We start from the raw sequence: 17,129 nt of genomic DNA on the forward strand, positions 1-17,129 counted from the left end.
GTGGATCGGAGTGAAAGGCTAATCAAGCTCGGAGATAGCTGGTTCTCCTCGAAAGCTATTTAGGTAGCGCCTCATGTATCACTGTAGGGGGTAGAGCACTGTTTCGGCTAGGGGGTCATCCCGACTTACCAAACCGATGCAAACTCCGAATACCTACAAGTGCCGAGCATGGGAGACACACGGCGGGTGCTAACGTCCGTCGTGAAAAGGGAAACAACCCAGACCGTCAGCTAAGGTCCCAAAGTTATGGTTAAGTGGGAAACGATGTGGGAAGGCTTAGACAGCTAGGAGGTTGGCTTAGAAGCAGCCACCCTTTAAAGAAAGCGTAATAGCTCACTAGTCGAGTCGGCCTGCGCGGAAGATGTAACGGGGCTCAAACCATACACCGAAGCTACGGGTATCATCTTAGGATGATGCGGTAGAGGAGCGTTCTGTAAGCCTGTGAAGGTGAGTTGAGAAGCTTGCTGGAGGTATCAGAAGTGCGAATGCTGACATGAGTAACGACAATGGGTGTGAAAAACACCCACGCCGAAAGACCAAGGTTTCCTGCGCAACGTTAATCGACGCAGGGTTAGTCGGTCCCTAAGGCGAGGCTGAAAAGCGTAGTCGATGGAAAACAGGTTAATATTCCTGTACTTCTGGTTATTGCGATGGAGGGACGGAGAAGGCTAGGCCAGCTTGGCGTTGGTTGTCCAAGTTTAAGGTGGTAGGCTGAGATCTTAGGTAAATCCGGGATCTTAAGGCCGAGCAGCTGATGACGAGTGTTCTTTTAGAACACGAAGTGGTTGATGCCATGCTTCCAAGAAAAGCTTCTAAGCTTCAGGTAACCAGGAACCGTACCCCAAACCGACACAGGTGGTTGGGTAGAGAATACCAAGGCGCTTGAGAGAACTCGGGTGAAGGAACTAGGCAAAATGGCACCGTAACTTCGGGAGAAGGTGCGCCGGTGAGGGTGAAGGACTTGCTCCGTAAGCCCACGCCGGTCGAAGATACCAGGCCGCTGCGACTGTTTATTAAAAACACAGCACTCTGCAAACACGAAAGTGGACGTATAGGGTGTGACGCCTGCCCGGTGCCGGAAGGTTAATTGATGGGGTTAGCTAACGCGAAGCTCTTGATCGAAGCCCCGGTAAACGGCGGCCGTAACTATAACGGTCCTAAGGTAGCGAAATTCCTTGTCGGGTAAGTTCCGACCTGCACGAATGGCGTAACGATGGCGGCGCTGTCTCCACCCGAGACTCAGTGAAATTGAAATCGCTGTGAAGATGCAGTGTATCCGCGGCTAGACGGAAAGACCCCGTGAACCTTTACTATAGCTTTGCACTGGACTTTGAATTTGCTTGTGTAGGATAGGTGGGAGGCTTTGAAGCGTGGACGCCAGTCTGCGTGGAGCCAACCTTGAAATACCACCCTGGCAACTTTGAGGTTCTAACTCAGGTCCGTTATCCGGATCGAGGACAGTGTATGGTGGGTAGTTTGACTGGGGCGGTCTCCTCCTAAAGAGTAACGGAGGAGTACGAAGGTGCGCTCAGACCGGTCGGAAATCGGTCGTAGAGTATAAAGGCAAAAGCGCGCTTGACTGCGAGACAGACACGTCGAGCAGGTACGAAAGTAGGTCTTAGTGATCCGGTGGTTCTGTATGGAAGGGCCATCGCTCAACGGATAAAAGGTACTCCGGGGATAACAGGCTGATACCGCCCAAGAGTTCATATCGACGGCGGTGTTTGGCACCTCGATGTCGGCTCATCACATCCTGGGGCTGAAGCCGGTCCCAAGGGTATGGCTGTTCGCCATTTAAAGTGGTACGCGAGCTGGGTTTAGAACGTCGTGAGACAGTTCGGTCCCTATCTGCCGTGGACGTTTGAGATTTGAGAGGGGCTGCTCCTAGTACGAGAGGACCGGAGTGGACGAACCTCTGGTGTTCCGGTTGTCACGCCAGTGGCATTGCCGGGTAGCTATGTTCGGAATAGATAACCGCTGAAAGCATCTAAGCGGGAAACTAGCCTCAAGATGAGATCTCACTGGAACCTTGAGTTCCCTGAAGGGCCGTCGAAGACTACGACGTTGATAGGTTGGGTGTGTAAGCGCTGTGAGGCGTTGAGCTAACCAATACTAATTGCCCGTGAGGCTTGACCATATAACACCCAAGCAATCTTGTGACTTCGAAAGAGGCATCTGATTGCGGTGTGTGAAGACGAAACGAACCGAAAGTTCGAGAAACTCACAAAACACCGAAAGCTATCACATACCCAATTTGCTGAAGCGAGGCCAGCTGGCCACGACTCAGTACCCGAATTTCTTGACGACCATAGAGCATTGGAACCACCTGATCCCATCCCGAACTCAGCAGTGAAACGATGCATCGCCGATGGTAGTGTGGGGTTTCCCCATGTGAGAGTAGGTCATCGTCAAGATTAAATTCCAAAACCCCAATTGCGAAAGCAGTTGGGGTTTTGTTTTTGCGCGCGAGAAAGTCCGGCGCCAACCTGACATAACTTTCATGCTCCAGGGCCGCCATTGTGTGGATTAACCCTGAAGGGGACCCAGGGTTTTGGTAAGGTGCAGCTCATTTTTCAAGGGACTGAGGACACGCCCAGGGACCGGCGGTTAATCCAGTCAAAGAGTTGCCGTAGAAATGCCTGAGCCCATCCCCATCAAGGACCACGAGAAAGAAAATCGCCTGGTCAACAAGCGACTAATGGCCTGCGCGCTGCTCGTGGCGGCCATCACCTGTGCCTTGGTGGTGCGCTTGTACATCCTGCAAGTCGTCGAATTTGACTACCACTCGACCATCTCCGAAAACAACCGGGTGCACGTGCTCCCCATCACCCCGACGCGTGGCCTGATCTACGACCGCAACGGCGTGCTGCTGGCCGATAACCGCCCCAGCTACAACCTCACGCTTACCCGTGAGCGCGCCACCGATGTGAAGGGCGAGTTGGATACCCTCATCAGCCTGCTGCACCTGCCTGGTGAGGACCGCGCGCTGTTTGACAAGGCACTGAAACAGATACGCCATCCTTTTGTCCCCGTGACATTGTTCTACGAGTTGAGCGAAGAGCAAATCGCAATCCTCGCCGTCAATGAGTTCCGTTTGCCTGGCATCGATGTCGAGCCGCAGTTCGTGCGCAACTATCCGCTGGGCGCGCACTTTGCCCACTCCATCGGTTATGTCGGGCGGATCAACGAGAAAGAATCCAAGACCCTGGACTCGGTGGAGTATCGCGGCACCCAGTCGGTCGGCAAGACCGGCATCGAGAAATTCTACGAGTCCGAGTTGCACGGTCACGTCGGTTACGAAGAGGTCGAGACCAACGCCCAGGGTCGTGTGCTACGGGTGCTCAAGCACACCGACCCGATTCCCGGGAAAAACATCATCCTCAGCCTCGACGTCAAACTGCAAGAGGCGGCCGAAGCCGCACTGGGGGATCGGCGCGGTTCGGTGGTCGCCCTCGACCCGGCCAGCGGCGAGGTGCTGGCCATGGTCAGCAAACCGAGTTTCGACCCCAACCTGTTTGTCACCGGCATCAGCTTCAAACAATACGCCGCACTGCACGATTCCATCGACCGCCCGCTGTTCAACCGCGTGCTGCGCGGCCTGTATGCGCCGGGCTCGACCATCAAGCCAGAGGTGGCGATCGCCGGCCTGGACACCGGGGTCGTGACGCCACAGACCCGGGTCTTCGATCCGGGTTACTACCAATTGCCCGACTTCGACCACAAGTACCGCAACTGGTACCACAGTGGTGACGGCTGGGTCGACATGGACGCGGCGATCATGCGCTCCAACGACACCTACTTCTACGACCTGGCGCACAAGCTGGGCATCGACCGCCTGCACGACTACATGGCCATGTTCGGCCTCGGCGAAAAAGTCTCATTGGACATGTTCGAAGAGTCCGCCGGCCTGATGCCATCGCCCGCTTGGAAACGCGCCACGCGCCGCCAGGCCTGGTTCCCGGGAGAGACCGTGATCCTCGGCATCGGCCAGGGATACATGCAAGTCACCCCCTTGCAGCTCGCCCAGGCCACGGCACTGATTGCCAACAAGGGCGTGTGGAACCGTCCGCATCTGGCCAGGAGCGTCGACGGCATCGCGCCAGTGGATGAGCACCCAATGCCCAACATCCTGTTGAAAGACCCACGCGACTGGGAGCAGGTCAACCACGGCATGCAGATGGTCATGCACGATGCGCGCGGCATTGCCCGCGCTGCAGCGGCGGGTGCCCAGTACCGCATCGCCGGCAAGAGTGGTACCGCCCAAGTGGTGGCGATCAAGCAAGGCGAACGTTACAACCGGGCGAAAACCCTGGAGCGTAACCGCGACAACGCCTTGTTCGTCGGTTTTGCCCCAGCCGAACACCCGAAAATCGTGATCTCGGTGATGATCGAAAACGGCGAGGCCGGCGGTCGTGTCGCCGGTCCCGTGGTGCGGCAGATCATGGATGCCTGGCTGCTGGACAACGACGGCCACCTGAAGCCACAGTACGCCAGCCCGAGCAAGGCTCACGGCGATCCTCAGGTATGAAGTTCGCCTGCTTGGGGCTTGCCAGGTGCTTGACGTTAACGTAAACATAGAAGGCGACGCCGATTGTCCATGGCGCAGGTTTTGCTTGAGGAAAGTGCTGTCCGAGTCATCGGGCAAACTTCCCTTTACTGCCATCTGAACCGGGTGTAGACATTTGGCCATGACTCGCGTGCTTCGTCGCGAGTATGGACATGGCCCGGCGAGGTACTGGGCGGACCGATCCGGAGCGCTTGATGAGCCTTATAAAAACAACAACCCCAAAGCTGCCACACGAAGCCCGGCTCGCCCGGGAAAAACTGCACCTTGAAGGCGAAGTCCCCGACGGCGTGTTGCGCGCGGAAATCGATGCTTCATGGCGACGCAGCCTCAGCCACGGCGTGCACTTCAACGGCAAGCATGAACTGGCGCTGGAATCGAGCGCGAGCCTGGACGTGCTGTTGGCCAGCAATCGACTGCTGATCGACGCCGCCCTGCCCGCCATCGACTACCTGGCCGAACGCCAGGGCAAGGAAGGGCTGATCATCCTCGCCAACTCCGACGCCACCATCCTGGCGGTCGAAGGCCGTGCCGATCGCCTCAAAGGCAGCGGACTGCAGGACATCACCCTCGGCGCCTGCTGGAGCGAAGCCGTTCGCGGCACCAACGCGCTGGGCACCGCCCTGGTGGAAGCGCGACCGACGCTGATCGATTGCGGCGAACACTACCTCGATCGCCTGAGCGATTTCTCTTGCACCTCCGTCCCCATCCGATGCCCCCACGGCGACATCCTCGGGGTGCTCGACCTCACCCGCGAAGGCCCGCTGGGCCGCGCCCACGACAGCAGCGCGTTACTGGCCATGGCCGTCAGCCAGATCGAAAGCCGGGTGTTCAACGCCAGTTATCCGGATGAAATCGTCCTGGCGTTCCACAATCGCCGGCAATACCTCGAATCCCCCTGGCAAGGCCTGCTGGCCGTGAGTCTGGGCGGGCAGATCCTCGCGGTCAGCGGCCAGGCCTGCCAGTTGCTGCACGCTGAGCGTTCGGCCCTGGTCGGACGCCGCTGCGAAGAGTTTCTCGGAGTCGACGGCCTGCAACTGCTGGCGCGTCTGCAGCAAGGCGGGGTCGGCAGCCTGCAAACGGCCAAGGGCGAGTTCTTCTACAAAACCCTGCGCGCGCCCCAGCGCTCCATCAACCTCAGCACACCGCCGCGCAGCAGCGCAAAACCGCTCAAGGCGCCCGTGGACCTCGAAGCCCTGGCCGGCAACAATGCGCGTTATGCCCGCGCTTTGCGCATGGCCCGTCAGGGCCTGGCCAATGAACTGCCGGTGTTGCTGCTGGGGGAAACCGGCACCGGCAAAGAAGTCATCGCCCGTGCCCTGCACCTGGCCGGCGCCCGTTGTGACAAACCGTTCGTAGCAGTGAACTGCGCCGCGATCCCCGAAGGCCTGATCGAGTCGGAACTGTTCGGCTACCGCGAAGGCGCGTTCACCGGCTCGCGGCGCGGCGGCATGATCGGGCGCCTGCAGCAGGCCCATGGCGGCACCCTGTTTCTCGATGAAATCGGCGACATGCCCCTGGCCCTGCAGGCCCGCCTGTTGCGAGTGCTGCAGGATCGCAAGGTGGCGCCGCTGGGGGCCGGTGAAGAACAGGACATCGACGTCGCGCTGATCTGCGCCACCCACCGCGACCTCAAGCGCCTGGTGGAAGACAAACTGTTTCGCGAAGACCTGTTTTACCGGGTCAACGGCATCAGCGTGATGCTTCCGGCCTTGCGTGAGCGCGAGGATTTCAGCGCTCTGGTCGCGCGTCTGCTGGTCAAGCTGGACGCCCCGGCCGTAGTCCTGCATGACGACTTGAACCGCCTGCTCGGTGGTTACCACTGGCCGGGCAACATCCGCCAACTGGAAATGGTCCTGCGCACCGCGTTGGCCATGCGCGAGTCGGGGGACAACGTACTGACCCTGGATCACCTGCCCGACAGCATGCTCGACGAATTGAACGCCTGCGAACGCCCGCAGGCCGGCAGCATCCGCGAGAACGAACTGGAGCTGATTCGCCAGTCCCTGGACAGCCACCAAGGCAACGTCTCGGCTGCCGCCGACGCCCTGGGCATCAGTCGCGCGACCCTGTACCGCAAGCTCAAACAGTTGCGCAGTTGATGCGGCGCTTGATGGTCAGGCTGGTCGACAGCCCCAACCCCCAGGCGCTGGAGGCCGCGCTGGCCTGGCTGTACAGCTTCGTGCGTCCGCACCGGTTGGCGATCGCTGGGTTGCTGGGCTTGTCAGTGTGCGCCTCGCTGTTGGTCCTGGTGCAGCCGTGGCTGACCAAGCTGCTGATCGACGACGGCTTGCTGGCCCGCGACTTCTCCATGCTGGTATTGATCGCCGTGCTGATGATTGGCGCGGGGTTGCTTGGCACGGCGCTGTCGGGGATCAACCGTTACCTGCACACCCGGCTCTCGGGGCGGATCCTGTTCGCCCTGCGTGACGACCTGTACCGCCACCTGCAAACCCTGTCGCCGGGATTCTACGGACAACGGCGGATCGGCGACCTGATGTCGCGCCTGGATGGCGACGTGGCGGAGATCCAGCGCTTTGCCGTGGACTCGCTGTTCTCGGCGGTATCCAGCGTGATCGGCCTGGTCTGCGCGGTGGCCATGCTGCTGACCCTGTCGTGGAAACTGTCGTTGCTCGCGTTGATCCTGATTCCCCTCGATGTGCTCTGGTTGCGCTGGATGCGGCGCAAGGTTGAACGGGATGTGCGGCAGTTGCGCGAGCGCTCGGCGGACATGTCCTCGTTCATGGTCGAGACCCTGCCGGTGATGAAATTCATCCAGTCCGCCGGCCAGCAACAACGCGAAGCGCGACGCCTGGAATCCCTGGGCCAGGGCTACATGAGCCAGTTGCTGCGCCTGCAGGTCACCGAGTTCTTCACCCAGGCGGTACCAGGCACCTTGACCTCTCTGTCGCGGGCCTGTGCGTTCCTGATCGGTGGCTACTGGGTGGTGCAGGGCACTTGGCAGTTGGGTGCACTCATCGCCTTTTCCACCTACCTGGGCATGGCCGTGGGACCAGTCCAAAGCCTGCTGGGCCTGTACGTGGCGATCCAGCGCATGACCGTCAGCCTCGGCCGGGTGATGGAGCTGCGGGGCGAAACACCGAGCGTGCTGACCCCGCTCACACCACAACCGATGCCCACCTGCGGTGAGCTGCGTTTCGACAACGTGCACTTCAGCCACCCCGGACGCCCGAGCACCTTGCGCGGCATCGAGGCGCGCATTCCCTACGGCCTGAAGGTCGCCTTGAGCGGCGGCTCCGGTGTCGGCAAGTCGACCCTGATCGACCTGCTGCAACGCCATCACGATCCGCAGTCCGGTCGAGTATTGCTGGGGGAGGTCGATCTGCGGGAGCTGGACTTGTTCCAATTGCGCCGGCGGATTGCCGTGGTCAGCCAGGACATCGTGCTGTTTCGCGGCAGCCTGGCTGACAACCTGGCCTACGCGATGCCAGACGCCAGCCGCGAGGCGATTGCCGAAGTGGCGCGCCTGGCGCAACTCGAAAGCCTGATCGAGTCGTTGCCCGAAGGCCTCGACAGCCCTCTGGGCGAGCGCGGCCAGCAGCTCTCGGGGGGGCAGAAACAGCGGATCGCCATAGCGCGGGCGTTGTTACAGGACCCCTTGATCCTGGTGCTGGACGAAGCCACCTCGGCGGTGGATGAAACCACCGAGCGCGACGTCATCGAAGCCATCGACCGACTGTTTGCCGGGCGCACGCGGATCCTGATCAGCCACCGTCCCTCGACCCTGGCCGATGCCGATTTGCGCTTTGAACTGCTCGACGGCCTGCTCATTGCAAAAACGGTGCTGCATGAAGCCTGAGCTACTGATCGGCGTGGTCGACAGCGGCCACTCGACGGCGCAACGCCAGCAAGTGGTCGTGGGGCGACGCTTCTCCCTGCTGGACGATGGGCTGGCCGAAGGCGCGCTGTGCGACGATCCGCTGGGCCATGGCAGCGCGGTGCTCGAGGCCATCAGCCGGCGCGCGCCCACCGCGCGCTTTTGCGTGGCCCAGGTGTTTGATCGGCGCGGGGTCACCAGCGCCTTGCAGATCGCCACCGCGATCGACTGGCTGGTGGCGCAGGACGTTCGCCTGATCAACCTGAGCCTTGGCCTGCGCCAGGACCGCAGCCTGCTGCGCCAAGCCTGCGCGGCGGCGGTGGCCCGCGGCGTATTGCTGTGTGCTTCCAGTCCGGCGCAGGGCGCGGGGGTGTTTCCAGCCAATTATCCACAGGTGCTGCGGGTGACCGGCGATGCCCGTTGCGCCGAACCACAGTGGTCGTGGCTCAACAGTGCCCAGGCGGATTTCGCCGCCTGCGTGCAGGGCACCTCCCCGGGCCAGTCCGGCGCCAGCCTCGGCTGTGCGGCGTTGAGCGGGCACATAACCGCGTTCCTGCTGGCCCACCCCCAGGCCAGCAATGGGCAGGTCATCCAGTGGTTGCGGGACAACGCCCACTACCGTGGCCCTGAACGGCGTAGCGGCCCATGAAAACACTCGTGATCCTCGGGGCCGGACCGGCCGGCGCGGCCACTGCGCTGGGCCTGCGCCGGCTGGGTTATCCGGTGACGCTGGTCAGCGAGTGGCGGCGATTTTCAGCACTGGAAGGCGTTTCCCTGCGGGTGCTGGAAGCCTTGCGTGGCGCCGGGCTGGAACAGGCGCTGGCGCAGGGGGCCTTGGCGTCCCAGCGACAGGTGTCCTGGAACGGTCAGCAGCATGCGCAGAACATCGAGTACCTGCTGGATCGCCCGAGCTTTGACCGCGGCTTGCGCGAGGACTTGCGCCGGGCGGGCGTCGAGGTGATCGAAGGCCGGGTGCTGAACGTTCAGTCGAGCGCAACGGGACATAGGATCGAGATCCAGGGGCGCGAACCGCTACAGGCGGATTTCCTCATCGAGGCTCGCGGGCGCCAGGCCCCGGCTCTCGGTAAAGGCTTGCGCGGACCAGCGACGGTCAGCCTCCTCAATCGCTGGCAGGGGGCCCCGGGCAGCACCGCCAGCGCGGTGGAAAGCCTGGAGCAAGGCTGGGCATGGATGGCCCGGCGGGCCGACGGTCAGTGTTACTGGCAATGGACCGTGGACGTGGCCAGTGCCACCTTGCCGGCCAAGGCCCTGTTGCTCGACTACTGTCGCCAGCAGCGCGCGGCTTCGGCCCTGGCCCGGGCGTTTTTTGCCGACACAGTGCAACTCGACCTGCAACTGCATGCTCGCAGCAGCACCGCGATATTGTCCTCGCAGGTGTGTGGCGACAACTGGATCCGGGTCGGTGATGCGGCGATGGCCGTCGACCCGTTGTCCGGTAACGGTATTTTCCAGTCCCTGTCATCGGCCCTGCAGGCCCCGGTAGTGATCAACACCCTGCTGCGCAAACCCGAGCGGGCGGCCCTGGCCCAGGGTTTTCACCAGAGGCGGGTGGAACAATTGTTCCTCAGGTTTGCACGCATCGGCCGGGACTTTTATGCCGACGAACAGCGCTGGCCCCAGCAGCCATTCTGGCAGGCTCGCCGGCAGTGGCCGGACACCTTCGTGGCACACGCCGAAGCAGATTTTTCCGCGCTGCGGATTGAACGGGCACCGGTGCTCAAGGACGGTTTTGTCGATGAGGCCGAAGTGGTGATCACAGCGGACCAGCCATTGGGGATCTGGCACGTGCACGGCGTGGAACTGGCGCCGTTGCTGCGGCGATTGGCGAGTCAGCCGGCGGCACAGGCGTTGGCGGAGCTGACGGCAGAGCAGGGGACGATGGTCAGGCGCTGGTTATTGGCGCAAGGCTACCAGCCCTGAGATTGGTGCTGACTGGACGAGCCTTTTCGCCAGCAGGCAGGCACCCACAAGGGGGATCGATCACACATCCCCTGTGGGAGCTTGCTCGCGATAGCGCTACAGCTTGATCAACACCGACTTCAACTCGGTGTAATGCTCGATCGCCGCATACCCCATCTCCCGACCCACACCGGACATCTTGTAGCCACCAAAAGGCAGCGCCGGGTCGAGGGCGCTGTGGCAATTGACCCAGACCGAGCCGGACTTGATCCGCGGAATCATCCGATGCACCGCCGCCAGGTCGTTGGACCAGATGCTCGCCCCCAGGCCATAAGGACTGTCATTGGCCATGCGCAACACCTCGGCTTCGTCATCGAACGGAATGGCCACCAGCACCGGCCCGAAGATCTCCTCCTGGACCAGCGAGTGTTGCTGGTCGACGTCGACAATCACCGTCGGCTTGACGAAAAAACCGGGTCCGAACTGCTCGCCGCCACAGGCAATGGTCGCTCCGCTTTCCCGGCCCATCTCGATGTAGTTGCTGACGCGCTGCTGTTGCCGCGCGGAAATCAGCGGGCCCATCTCGACACTCGGGTCCAGGCCATTGCCCAGCTTCATCGCATTGGCAATCCCGGCGATGTCGGCCACCACATTGTCGAAATGCTTGCGCTGTACATAGAGCCTGGAACCGGCGCAGCAGACCTGGCCCTGGTTGAAGAAAATCGCACTGGCGGCGCCCGCAGCGGCACTCGACAGATCGGCGTCGGCCATGACAATGGTCGGTGATTTGCCGCCCAGCTCCAGGGTCACCCGGGTCATGGAATCCATGGCGATCTTGCCGATCTGCTTGCCCACCGCGGTGGAGCCGGTGAAGGTCAGCTTATCCACCCGTGGGTTGTGGGTCAGGGCGGAGCCGGCGGTGATGCCGGTGCCGGTGACCACGTTGAACACCCCGCTGGGGTAACCGGCTTCGAGTACCAGTTCGGCGAGTTTGAGTGCGCTCAGCGGGGTTTCGTCGGCGGGTTTCAGCACCACGGTGCAGCCGGTGGCCAGGGCCGGGCCGAGTTTCCAGCAGGCCAGCAGCAGCGGGAAGTTCCAGGCGACGATGGCGCCCACCACACCCACCGCTTCACGCCGGATGAAACTGTGGAACTGATCTTCGGGCATCAAGGGCAGCGAGACTTCCACGCTGGAACCCTCGATCTTGGTCGCCCAGCCGGCCATGTAGCGCAGGAAGTCGATGGACAACTGCACGTCCATGACCTGGGCCACCGCGGCACTCTTGCCGTTGTTCAGGCATTCCAGTTGCGCCAGCACCTGGGCGTCGCGCTCCATCAGCTCGGCGAGCTTCCACAGCAGGTTCTGCCGTTCGCGCGGGCGGGTGCGGGTCCAGGCCGAATCATCAAACGCCTGGCGGGCGGCGAGTACCGCCCGGTCGACATCGTCCGGGGTGGCCCTGGGCACGACGCACAGCACCTCGCCCGTGGCCGGGTTGTGCAGGGGCATGGTCTGGCCGTCGGCGGCCTCGACCCATTCGGCGCCGATCAACATGCGCGGGGCGCGCTGGATGAACGCCGAAACGGCGGGAAGCGGAGTGGGGAGCGACATGATGGTGCCTCGTCTGGTTCGTGTGCCGAGGCTGATCGCAACCCTTGTGCCAGTTTGCCCGGGGCCCGTATCCAGAGGCCCTTACGGCGAAAGGGCTGGGCTTTCGCGCGTGCAGATGTCGCAGATTGCGACAATTTTTGAGACGCACCTCTGAGACGGGTTATCGAGTGGCGATGAGCTATTCGTTAGACTTGCGAGCTTACAAATTTCAAGGAAGAGATCATGAAATGGCGCTCAAGGATCAAGGGCAAGCACTTGATGCTGGCCGGGGCCGTGTTGTTCGGTGTGTGGGGCGTGATGCTGTTGACCGGCGCCGAGCATGCCGCAGTCGTCAGCAGCACCGCCTCGGTATGGGTGATCCTGGGCTACTTCAGCCACTGCGATGCCAAGAAACGTGCAGCTTCCGATAACAGTAATTCTGCTTGAGGCCTTCCGGTCGATGAGGATCTGTGGGGGCTGCCTAAGGCTCGGTCTACCGTCCGGCCTGCGTTTCCCTGGTGTACGAATTTCCCTTGTGGGAGCGGGCTCGCCCGCGATGGCGATACCCGCCACACCACCCGTTACCGGCAACACCCCAATCCCCCGTAGCAGCTGTCGAGCCCGCGAGGCCGCGCTCGAGGACGCAGTCCTCGCCGCCCTTTGCTCAATGTGCCGACGGCGCAGGTGGATCAAGATCAAAAGCCCAAGCACGGCGACCTCGAGTCGTGCGGCGCTCTGCCTGACTCAACTCATCGTCCCAGGTTCATCGCGGGCAAGTCTTGCTCCTACACCGGTAGTCCGTTTTATCGCCCCGCCATCCGATCAATCACTGCCCACAACTGCGGATCATTGAAGTCGTCGATCACCAAGTGCGCCCCTGCAGCCAGCAGCGTTTCACGGCGCTGGCTGGTCACCAGGCCCACGGTAAAGATCCCGGCCTTCACCGCTGCCGTCAGGCCGGGGATCGAATCCTCGAACGCCAGGCTCACCTCGGCGCTGGCCTGCAAGCGCTCCAGGCCGGTGAGATAGGGCAGGGGATCGGGCTTGGCGCGGGGCAGTTCTTCGGCGACCACGACGTGCTCAAAGCGCTCGCTCAGGCCCAATGCCTGCAACATGTGCTCGGCATTGGCCCGGGGGGCATTGGTCACCACCGCCACGCCGATCTCCTGAGCCTGGGCAAAATCCAGCAACCGCCCCAGCCCGGCAATCGGCGTAAGGTGCACTGACAACTGGCGAAAACGCTGCTCCTTGCGATCGGCAAAGGCTTCATGCTCGGCCACCGAGCGTTCCGGGAACAGGTAGCGACACATGGCGGCATTGGCCTGGCCGCTGACATGGGCCTCGAATTCAGCCTTGGTAAACACCCGGTTGTCTTCCTCCAGCAACAACTGTTGCATCGCCTGCACGTGCAGCGCGTCGGTGTCGGTGAGGGTGCCGTCGAGGTCGAAGAGCAAAGCGTTGAGCATGGCGCAATTCCCGTAGCTGAAGCGGTTAAGCGGATAGCGGGTCATCCTATACGAGGAACACTCGCCTATGCTCGTCTCAGCCTGCAACAGTTGTCGCGAAATTAAACGCCAGGTACCGCGGTGGTGACTGGAATTCCCCAAGTGTTTACCAGCAAACCATTGATTCATTGAGCAATTCATAAGCTGGCACGCTCCGTGTATTGGTCCTTGGCAGACGTTTCTCTTGCCTTCGTCAGCGGCGTGTCCGCTGGCGGTAGAAACCATAAAAACGACTGTTCAAAAAAATAAGAAAGCACCGTGCGAGGTTCGACGTTGATGAAGAGAAAACTCCGATCAGGCATGAGCGCCAGTCTGCTGGCGCTTGCCGCATGTGCCGCCCTGCATGCTCCGCAAAGCATGGCCGCGCGTGACGCCCAGACCATCCTCAAGGAAACCTGCCAGGGCTGTCACACCCCTGAAGCCGATAACGCCTTGAGCCGTATCAGTCACCAGCGCAAGACCCCGGAGGGCTGGCTGATGAGCATCGCGCGGATGCAGGTCATGCATGGCCTGCAGATCAGCGATGACGACCGCCGCACGCTGGTCAAATACCTGGCCGACACCCAGGGCCTGGCGCCCAGCGAAACCGATGGCGTGCGCTACGCCCTGGAACGGCGGCTCAACACCGTCGAGCAGTTCGACGAGCAGACCAGCCAGATGTGCGGCCGCTGCCACTCCGGTGCGCGGGTGGCCCTGCAGCGTCGCCCGGCCCAGGAGTGGGAGCGCCTGGTGAACTTCCACCTCGGTCAATGGCCGTCGCTGGAATACCAGGCGCTGTCTCGCGACCGCGACTGGTTCGACCTGGCCCGCAAAGAGATGGTGCCACTGTTGGCCAAGCGCTATCCGCTGGACAACCCGGCCTGGAAAACCTGGCAGCAAACCGCGCCCAAGGCCCAGACCCTGGTGGGCGACTGGAGCTTCAGCGGTCACCTGCCGGGCAAGGGTGAGCTGGCCGGGATCATGAGCGTCAGCGCCGACGGCGACGATACCTTCAAGGTCAGCGTCACGGGCCAATACGCCGACGGCACAGCGTTCAACGGCGATGGCAGCGCGATCCTCTACAGCGGCTATGAATGGCGCGGCAACGTGACCGTCGACGGGGTCGTGATGCGCCAGGTGTTCGCCGCCAAAGGCAGCGAGCTGCAAGGCCGGATGTTCGAAGCCGAGCATGATGAGCGTGGCCTCGACTTCCTTGCCGCCAAACAGGGCAGCAGCCGTTTGCTGGCAGTGCAGCCGGGCTACCTCAAGGCCGGCAGCGAAACCGAAGTGACCCTGATCGGCAGCGGCCTGCAAGGCCAGCCGGACTTCGGCAAAGGCGTGCAAGTGCTGGAAGTCATCAGCCAGAGCCCGGAGCAGATCAAAGTCCGCCTCAAGGCCGCGGCCGATGCCCAGCCGGGCGTGCGTGCCGTGACCCTTGGCAGCCTGAAAGGCCCGAGCCTGTCGGTCTACCAGCAGATTGCCGAGGTCAAGGTGGTGCCTGAATTCTCGGTGGCGCGCATCGGTGATGGCGGGGGTTCGACGCCCAAGGTCCAGGGGCGTTTCGACGCCGAAGCTTGGGGTAAAGGCGCGGACGGCAAGCCCTATCGCATTGGCGTGTTTCCGGCGCAGTGGAAGGTCGAGGCCTTCGACGACCGCGCCAGGGAAGACGAAGACGTCAAGTTTGCCGGCACCATGCAGGCGGACAGTGGCGTATTCACCCCGGGCGATGCCGGGCCGAACCCGGCACGCAAGATGTCCACCAACAATGCCGGCAACCTCAAGGTGATCGCCGCCGTCGACGACGCCGGAAAATCCCTGACCGGTGAAGGCCACCTGATCGTCACCGTGCAACGCTGGAACAACCCACCCATTCCGTGAGGCCGCTGAACCGGCAGTTTTCAGAGACTTTTTCGGAGTGAACGCAGGCCCCGCCAAAGGGGCTTGCACAGGAGGTTTGCCATGGGCGCTATCTTGAATCTGGTCGAACGCAACCTGCACGAAGTGCAGGTGGATGCCGACCGCATGTTGTTTCACATTCCCAGCAGTTCGCTGTTCGCCAGCGATGCCCTGACCGGCAGCATCATCGATGCCCTGCGCGGTCACGGCTGCTCCAGCGCTGAGTTGATCCAGCGCCTGGCCAGCCAGTTCGCAGGCGAGGAAATCCACGAAACCCTGCGCGAGCTGATGGCCCTGGAAGTGGTCAGCGACGGCTCGCCGCTGACCCCGGACATCGCCGCCAAACGGGTCGAGCGCACCGCCATCAACACCGTGGTGCTCAACGTCAACACCGGCTGCAACCTGAGCTGCACCTACTGCTACAAGGAAGACCTCGACAAGCCCTCGGCCGGCAAGAAAATGGAGGTCGAGACCGCCATCGCCTCGGTGGAAATGCTCCTGCGCGAATCCCCCGATGAAGAGCGGTTTACCGTGGTGTTCTTCGGCGGCGAGCCACTGAGCAACCGCAAGCTGATCGAGTACATGGTCGACTATTGTGAAAAACGCTTTGCCGAGGCGGGCAAGTTCGTCGAATTTGTCATGACCACCAACGCCACGCTGCTCACCGAGGAGACGGTGGACTACCTCAACGCCCACCGCTTTGGCTTGTCGGTGAGCATCGACGGACCGAAGACCGTGCACGACCGCAACCGCATCACCGTGGGCGGGCAGGGCACCTATGACGTGGTGCGGCGCAAGGCCGAAATGCTGCTGTCGCGCTACAACAGCCGTCCGGTCGGCGCCCGCGTCACCCTGACCACCGGCGTCACCGACGTCGAAACCATCTGGGACCACCTGTTCAACGAACTGGGTTTTGCCGAAGTCGGCTTTGCCCCGGTGACCTCCGGTGACATCAGCACCTTCAATCTGTCCAGCGAGGAGTTGATCGAAGTCTTCGCCAGCATGAAGCGGCTCGGCCGGCGCTACCTGGAGGCCGCGCTGGAACACCGCAACATCGGCTTCTCCAACCTGCACCAATTGATCACCGACATCCACGAGGGCCACAAGAAAGCCCTGCCGTGCGGCGCCGGGCTGAAGATGCTGGCGGTCGACCACAAGGGCGAACTCAACCTGTGCCACCGCTTCACCGGTTCGTCATTGCCGACGTTTGGCAACGTCCACAGCGGGGTCAAGCAGGTGGAGTTGAACGACTTCCTGTCCCAGCGCCTGGACCGCAGCAACACCGGTTGCGAAGACTGCCAGATCCGCAACCTGTGCTCCGGCGGCTGCTACCACGAAAGCTACGCCCGATACGGCGATCCGACGCACCCGACCTATCACTACTGCGAACTGATGCGTGACTGGGTCGACTTCGGCATCGAGGTCTACACCCGGATCATGGCTCATAACCCTGCGTTCATCAGCAGTTACATCACTCCGCGCAAGGCTCACTGATATGAAACATCTCAAGCCCATCAATAACAAAGCGTTGAAGCTGGATCAGGCCGCGGACGAGAACCGCATCGAAGAAGTGGTGGCCATGAGTTCTGTCGCCGGGTGTGCCTCGACCACCGACCCGGGTTGGGAAATCGATGCCTTTGGCGGCGTGTCGTCGTTGTGCCAACCCATGGAGGCCGACCTCTATGGCTGCTCGGACCCGTGCTGGTGGCCGGCCCAGGTGCCGGACATGATGAGCACCTACCCGGACTGGAACAAGGATGCCCAGGCCTCCAACGACAACTGGCGCAACCTCGGCACTGTCTTCCCCAAAGACAAGTAATCGGACAAGAAGAAGGATTCC

11 protein-coding genes and 2 rRNA genes (1 of these 13 cut by a window edge) are annotated in these 17,129 nt (G+C 61.9%); 11 read left to right on the forward strand and 2 right to left on the reverse strand.

What is annotated here, in order from left to right; genetic code table 11:
- From Q1W70_RS18700 to qhpG, 7 genes are all read left to right on the forward strand, one after another.
- Nucleotides 1-2,137 (forward strand): 23S ribosomal RNA (locus tag Q1W70_RS18700); it begins 758 nt to the left of the window's first position.
- Between the two features lie 161 nt (nt 2,138-2,298).
- Nucleotides 2,299-2,414: ribosomal RNA gene (gene rrf, locus Q1W70_RS18705) — 5S ribosomal RNA — on the forward strand.
- Between the two features lie 221 nt (nt 2,415-2,635).
- Nucleotides 2,636-4,528: a penicillin-binding protein 2 gene (mrdA, locus tag Q1W70_RS18710; RefSeq protein ID WP_302097730.1), complete on the forward strand. Its 1,893-nt coding sequence runs from the start codon at nt 2,636-2,638 to the stop codon at nt 4,526-4,528.
- A 233-nt stretch (nt 4,529-4,761) separates the two neighbouring features.
- The gene (locus Q1W70_RS18715; protein WP_265538100.1) at nt 4,762-6,666 is read left to right on the forward strand and encodes a sigma-54-dependent Fis family transcriptional regulator; all 1,905 of its coding nucleotides are present in this window, start codon (nt 4,762-4,764) and stop codon (nt 6,664-6,666) included.
- Nucleotides 6,666-8,384, forward strand: a complete 1,719-nt coding sequence (locus tag Q1W70_RS18720; RefSeq protein ID WP_185818994.1) for an ABC transporter ATP-binding protein — start codon at nt 6,666-6,668, stop codon at nt 8,382-8,384. Before Q1W70_RS18715 ends, Q1W70_RS18720 begins: the two co-directional genes overlap by 1 nt.
- The gene (gene qhpE, locus Q1W70_RS18725) at nt 8,374-9,051 is read left to right on the forward strand and encodes a subtilisin-like serine protease QhpE (protein WP_185818995.1); all 678 of its coding nucleotides are present in this window, start codon (nt 8,374-8,376) and stop codon (nt 9,049-9,051) included. Before Q1W70_RS18720 ends, qhpE begins: the two co-directional genes overlap by 11 nt.
- The gene (gene qhpG, locus Q1W70_RS18730) at nt 9,048-10,343 is read left to right on the forward strand and encodes a flavin-dependent monooxygenase QhpG (RefSeq protein ID WP_302097734.1); all 1,296 of its coding nucleotides are present in this window, start codon (nt 9,048-9,050) and stop codon (nt 10,341-10,343) included. Before qhpE ends, qhpG begins: the two co-directional genes overlap by 4 nt.
- A 96-nt stretch (nt 10,344-10,439) precedes the next feature.
- On the opposite strand, the gene Q1W70_RS18735 is transcribed toward qhpG, so the two are convergent.
- Complete coding sequence (locus Q1W70_RS18735; RefSeq protein ID WP_302097736.1) at nt 10,440-11,930, reverse strand: aldehyde dehydrogenase family protein; 1,491 nt, start codon at nt 11,928-11,930, stop codon at nt 10,440-10,442.
- Nucleotides 11,931-12,152: 222 nt separating this feature from the next.
- On the opposite strand from Q1W70_RS18735, the gene Q1W70_RS18740 reads away from it, so the two are divergent.
- Nucleotides 12,153-12,356: a hypothetical protein gene (locus Q1W70_RS18740; protein WP_166592510.1), complete on the forward strand. Its 204-nt coding sequence runs from the start codon at nt 12,153-12,155 to the stop codon at nt 12,354-12,356.
- A 356-nt stretch (nt 12,357-12,712) separates the two neighbouring features.
- On the opposite strand, the gene Q1W70_RS18745 is transcribed toward Q1W70_RS18740, so the two are convergent.
- Nucleotides 12,713-13,375 (reverse strand): HAD family hydrolase, encoded by a 663-nt coding sequence (locus tag Q1W70_RS18745; RefSeq protein WP_182341487.1) that lies wholly within the window; start codon nt 13,373-13,375, stop codon nt 12,713-12,715.
- Nucleotides 13,376-13,690: 315 nt separating this feature from the next.
- Here Q1W70_RS18745 and peaA point away from each other — a divergent pair, with 315 nt between their 5' ends.
- The 3 genes from peaA (at nt 13,691) to qhpC (ending at nt 17,108) form a co-directional block, all read left to right on the forward strand.
- Nucleotides 13,691-15,271, forward strand: coding sequence for a quinohemoprotein amine dehydrogenase subunit alpha (peaA, locus tag Q1W70_RS18750; protein ID WP_302097739.1), 1,581 nt, complete (start codon nt 13,691-13,693; stop codon nt 15,269-15,271).
- Between the two features lie 81 nt (nt 15,272-15,352).
- A complete protein-coding gene (gene peaB / locus Q1W70_RS18755) occupies nt 15,353-16,783 on the forward strand; it encodes a quinohemoprotein amine dehydrogenase maturation protein (RefSeq protein WP_166592508.1) in 1,431 nt (476 codons plus the stop codon).
- 1 nt (nt 16,784) lies between these two features.
- Nucleotides 16,785-17,108, forward strand: a complete 324-nt coding sequence (qhpC, locus tag Q1W70_RS18760; RefSeq protein ID WP_095165620.1) for a quinohemoprotein amine dehydrogenase subunit gamma — start codon at nt 16,785-16,787, stop codon at nt 17,106-17,108.
- The last annotated feature ends 21 nt before the right edge of the window (nt 17,109-17,129 follow it).

The organism is Pseudomonas kielensis (assembly GCF_030505375.1).
Lineage (GTDB): Bacteria > Pseudomonadota > Gammaproteobacteria > Pseudomonadales > Pseudomonadaceae > Aquipseudomonas > Aquipseudomonas kielensis.

Coding starts and splice junctions, on each gene's coding strand:
- mrdA (WP_302097730.1), top strand. CDS start 2,636: ATGCCTGAGCCCATCCCCATCAAGGACCACGAGAAAGAAAATCGCCTG.
- Q1W70_RS18715 (WP_265538100.1), top strand. CDS start 4,762: ATGAGCCTTATAAAAACAACAACCCCAAAGCTGCCACACGAAGCCCGG.
- Q1W70_RS18720 (WP_185818994.1), top strand. CDS start 6,666: ATGCGGCGCTTGATGGTCAGGCTGGTCGACAGCCCCAACCCCCAGGCG.
- qhpE (WP_185818995.1), top strand. CDS start 8,374: ATGAAGCCTGAGCTACTGATCGGCGTGGTCGACAGCGGCCACTCGACG.
- qhpG (WP_302097734.1), top strand. CDS start 9,048: ATGAAAACACTCGTGATCCTCGGGGCCGGACCGGCCGGCGCGGCCACT.
- Q1W70_RS18735 (WP_302097736.1), bottom strand. CDS start 11,930: ATGTCGCTCCCCACTCCGCTTCCCGCCGTTTCGGCGTTCATCCAGCGC.
- Q1W70_RS18740 (WP_166592510.1), top strand. CDS start 12,153: ATGAAATGGCGCTCAAGGATCAAGGGCAAGCACTTGATGCTGGCCGGG.
- Q1W70_RS18745 (WP_182341487.1), bottom strand. CDS start 13,375: ATGCTCAACGCTTTGCTCTTCGACCTCGACGGCACCCTCACCGACACC.
- peaA (WP_302097739.1), top strand. CDS start 13,691: ATGAAGAGAAAACTCCGATCAGGCATGAGCGCCAGTCTGCTGGCGCTT.
- peaB (WP_166592508.1), top strand. CDS start 15,353: ATGGGCGCTATCTTGAATCTGGTCGAACGCAACCTGCACGAAGTGCAG.
- qhpC (WP_095165620.1), top strand. CDS start 16,785: ATGAAACATCTCAAGCCCATCAATAACAAAGCGTTGAAGCTGGATCAG.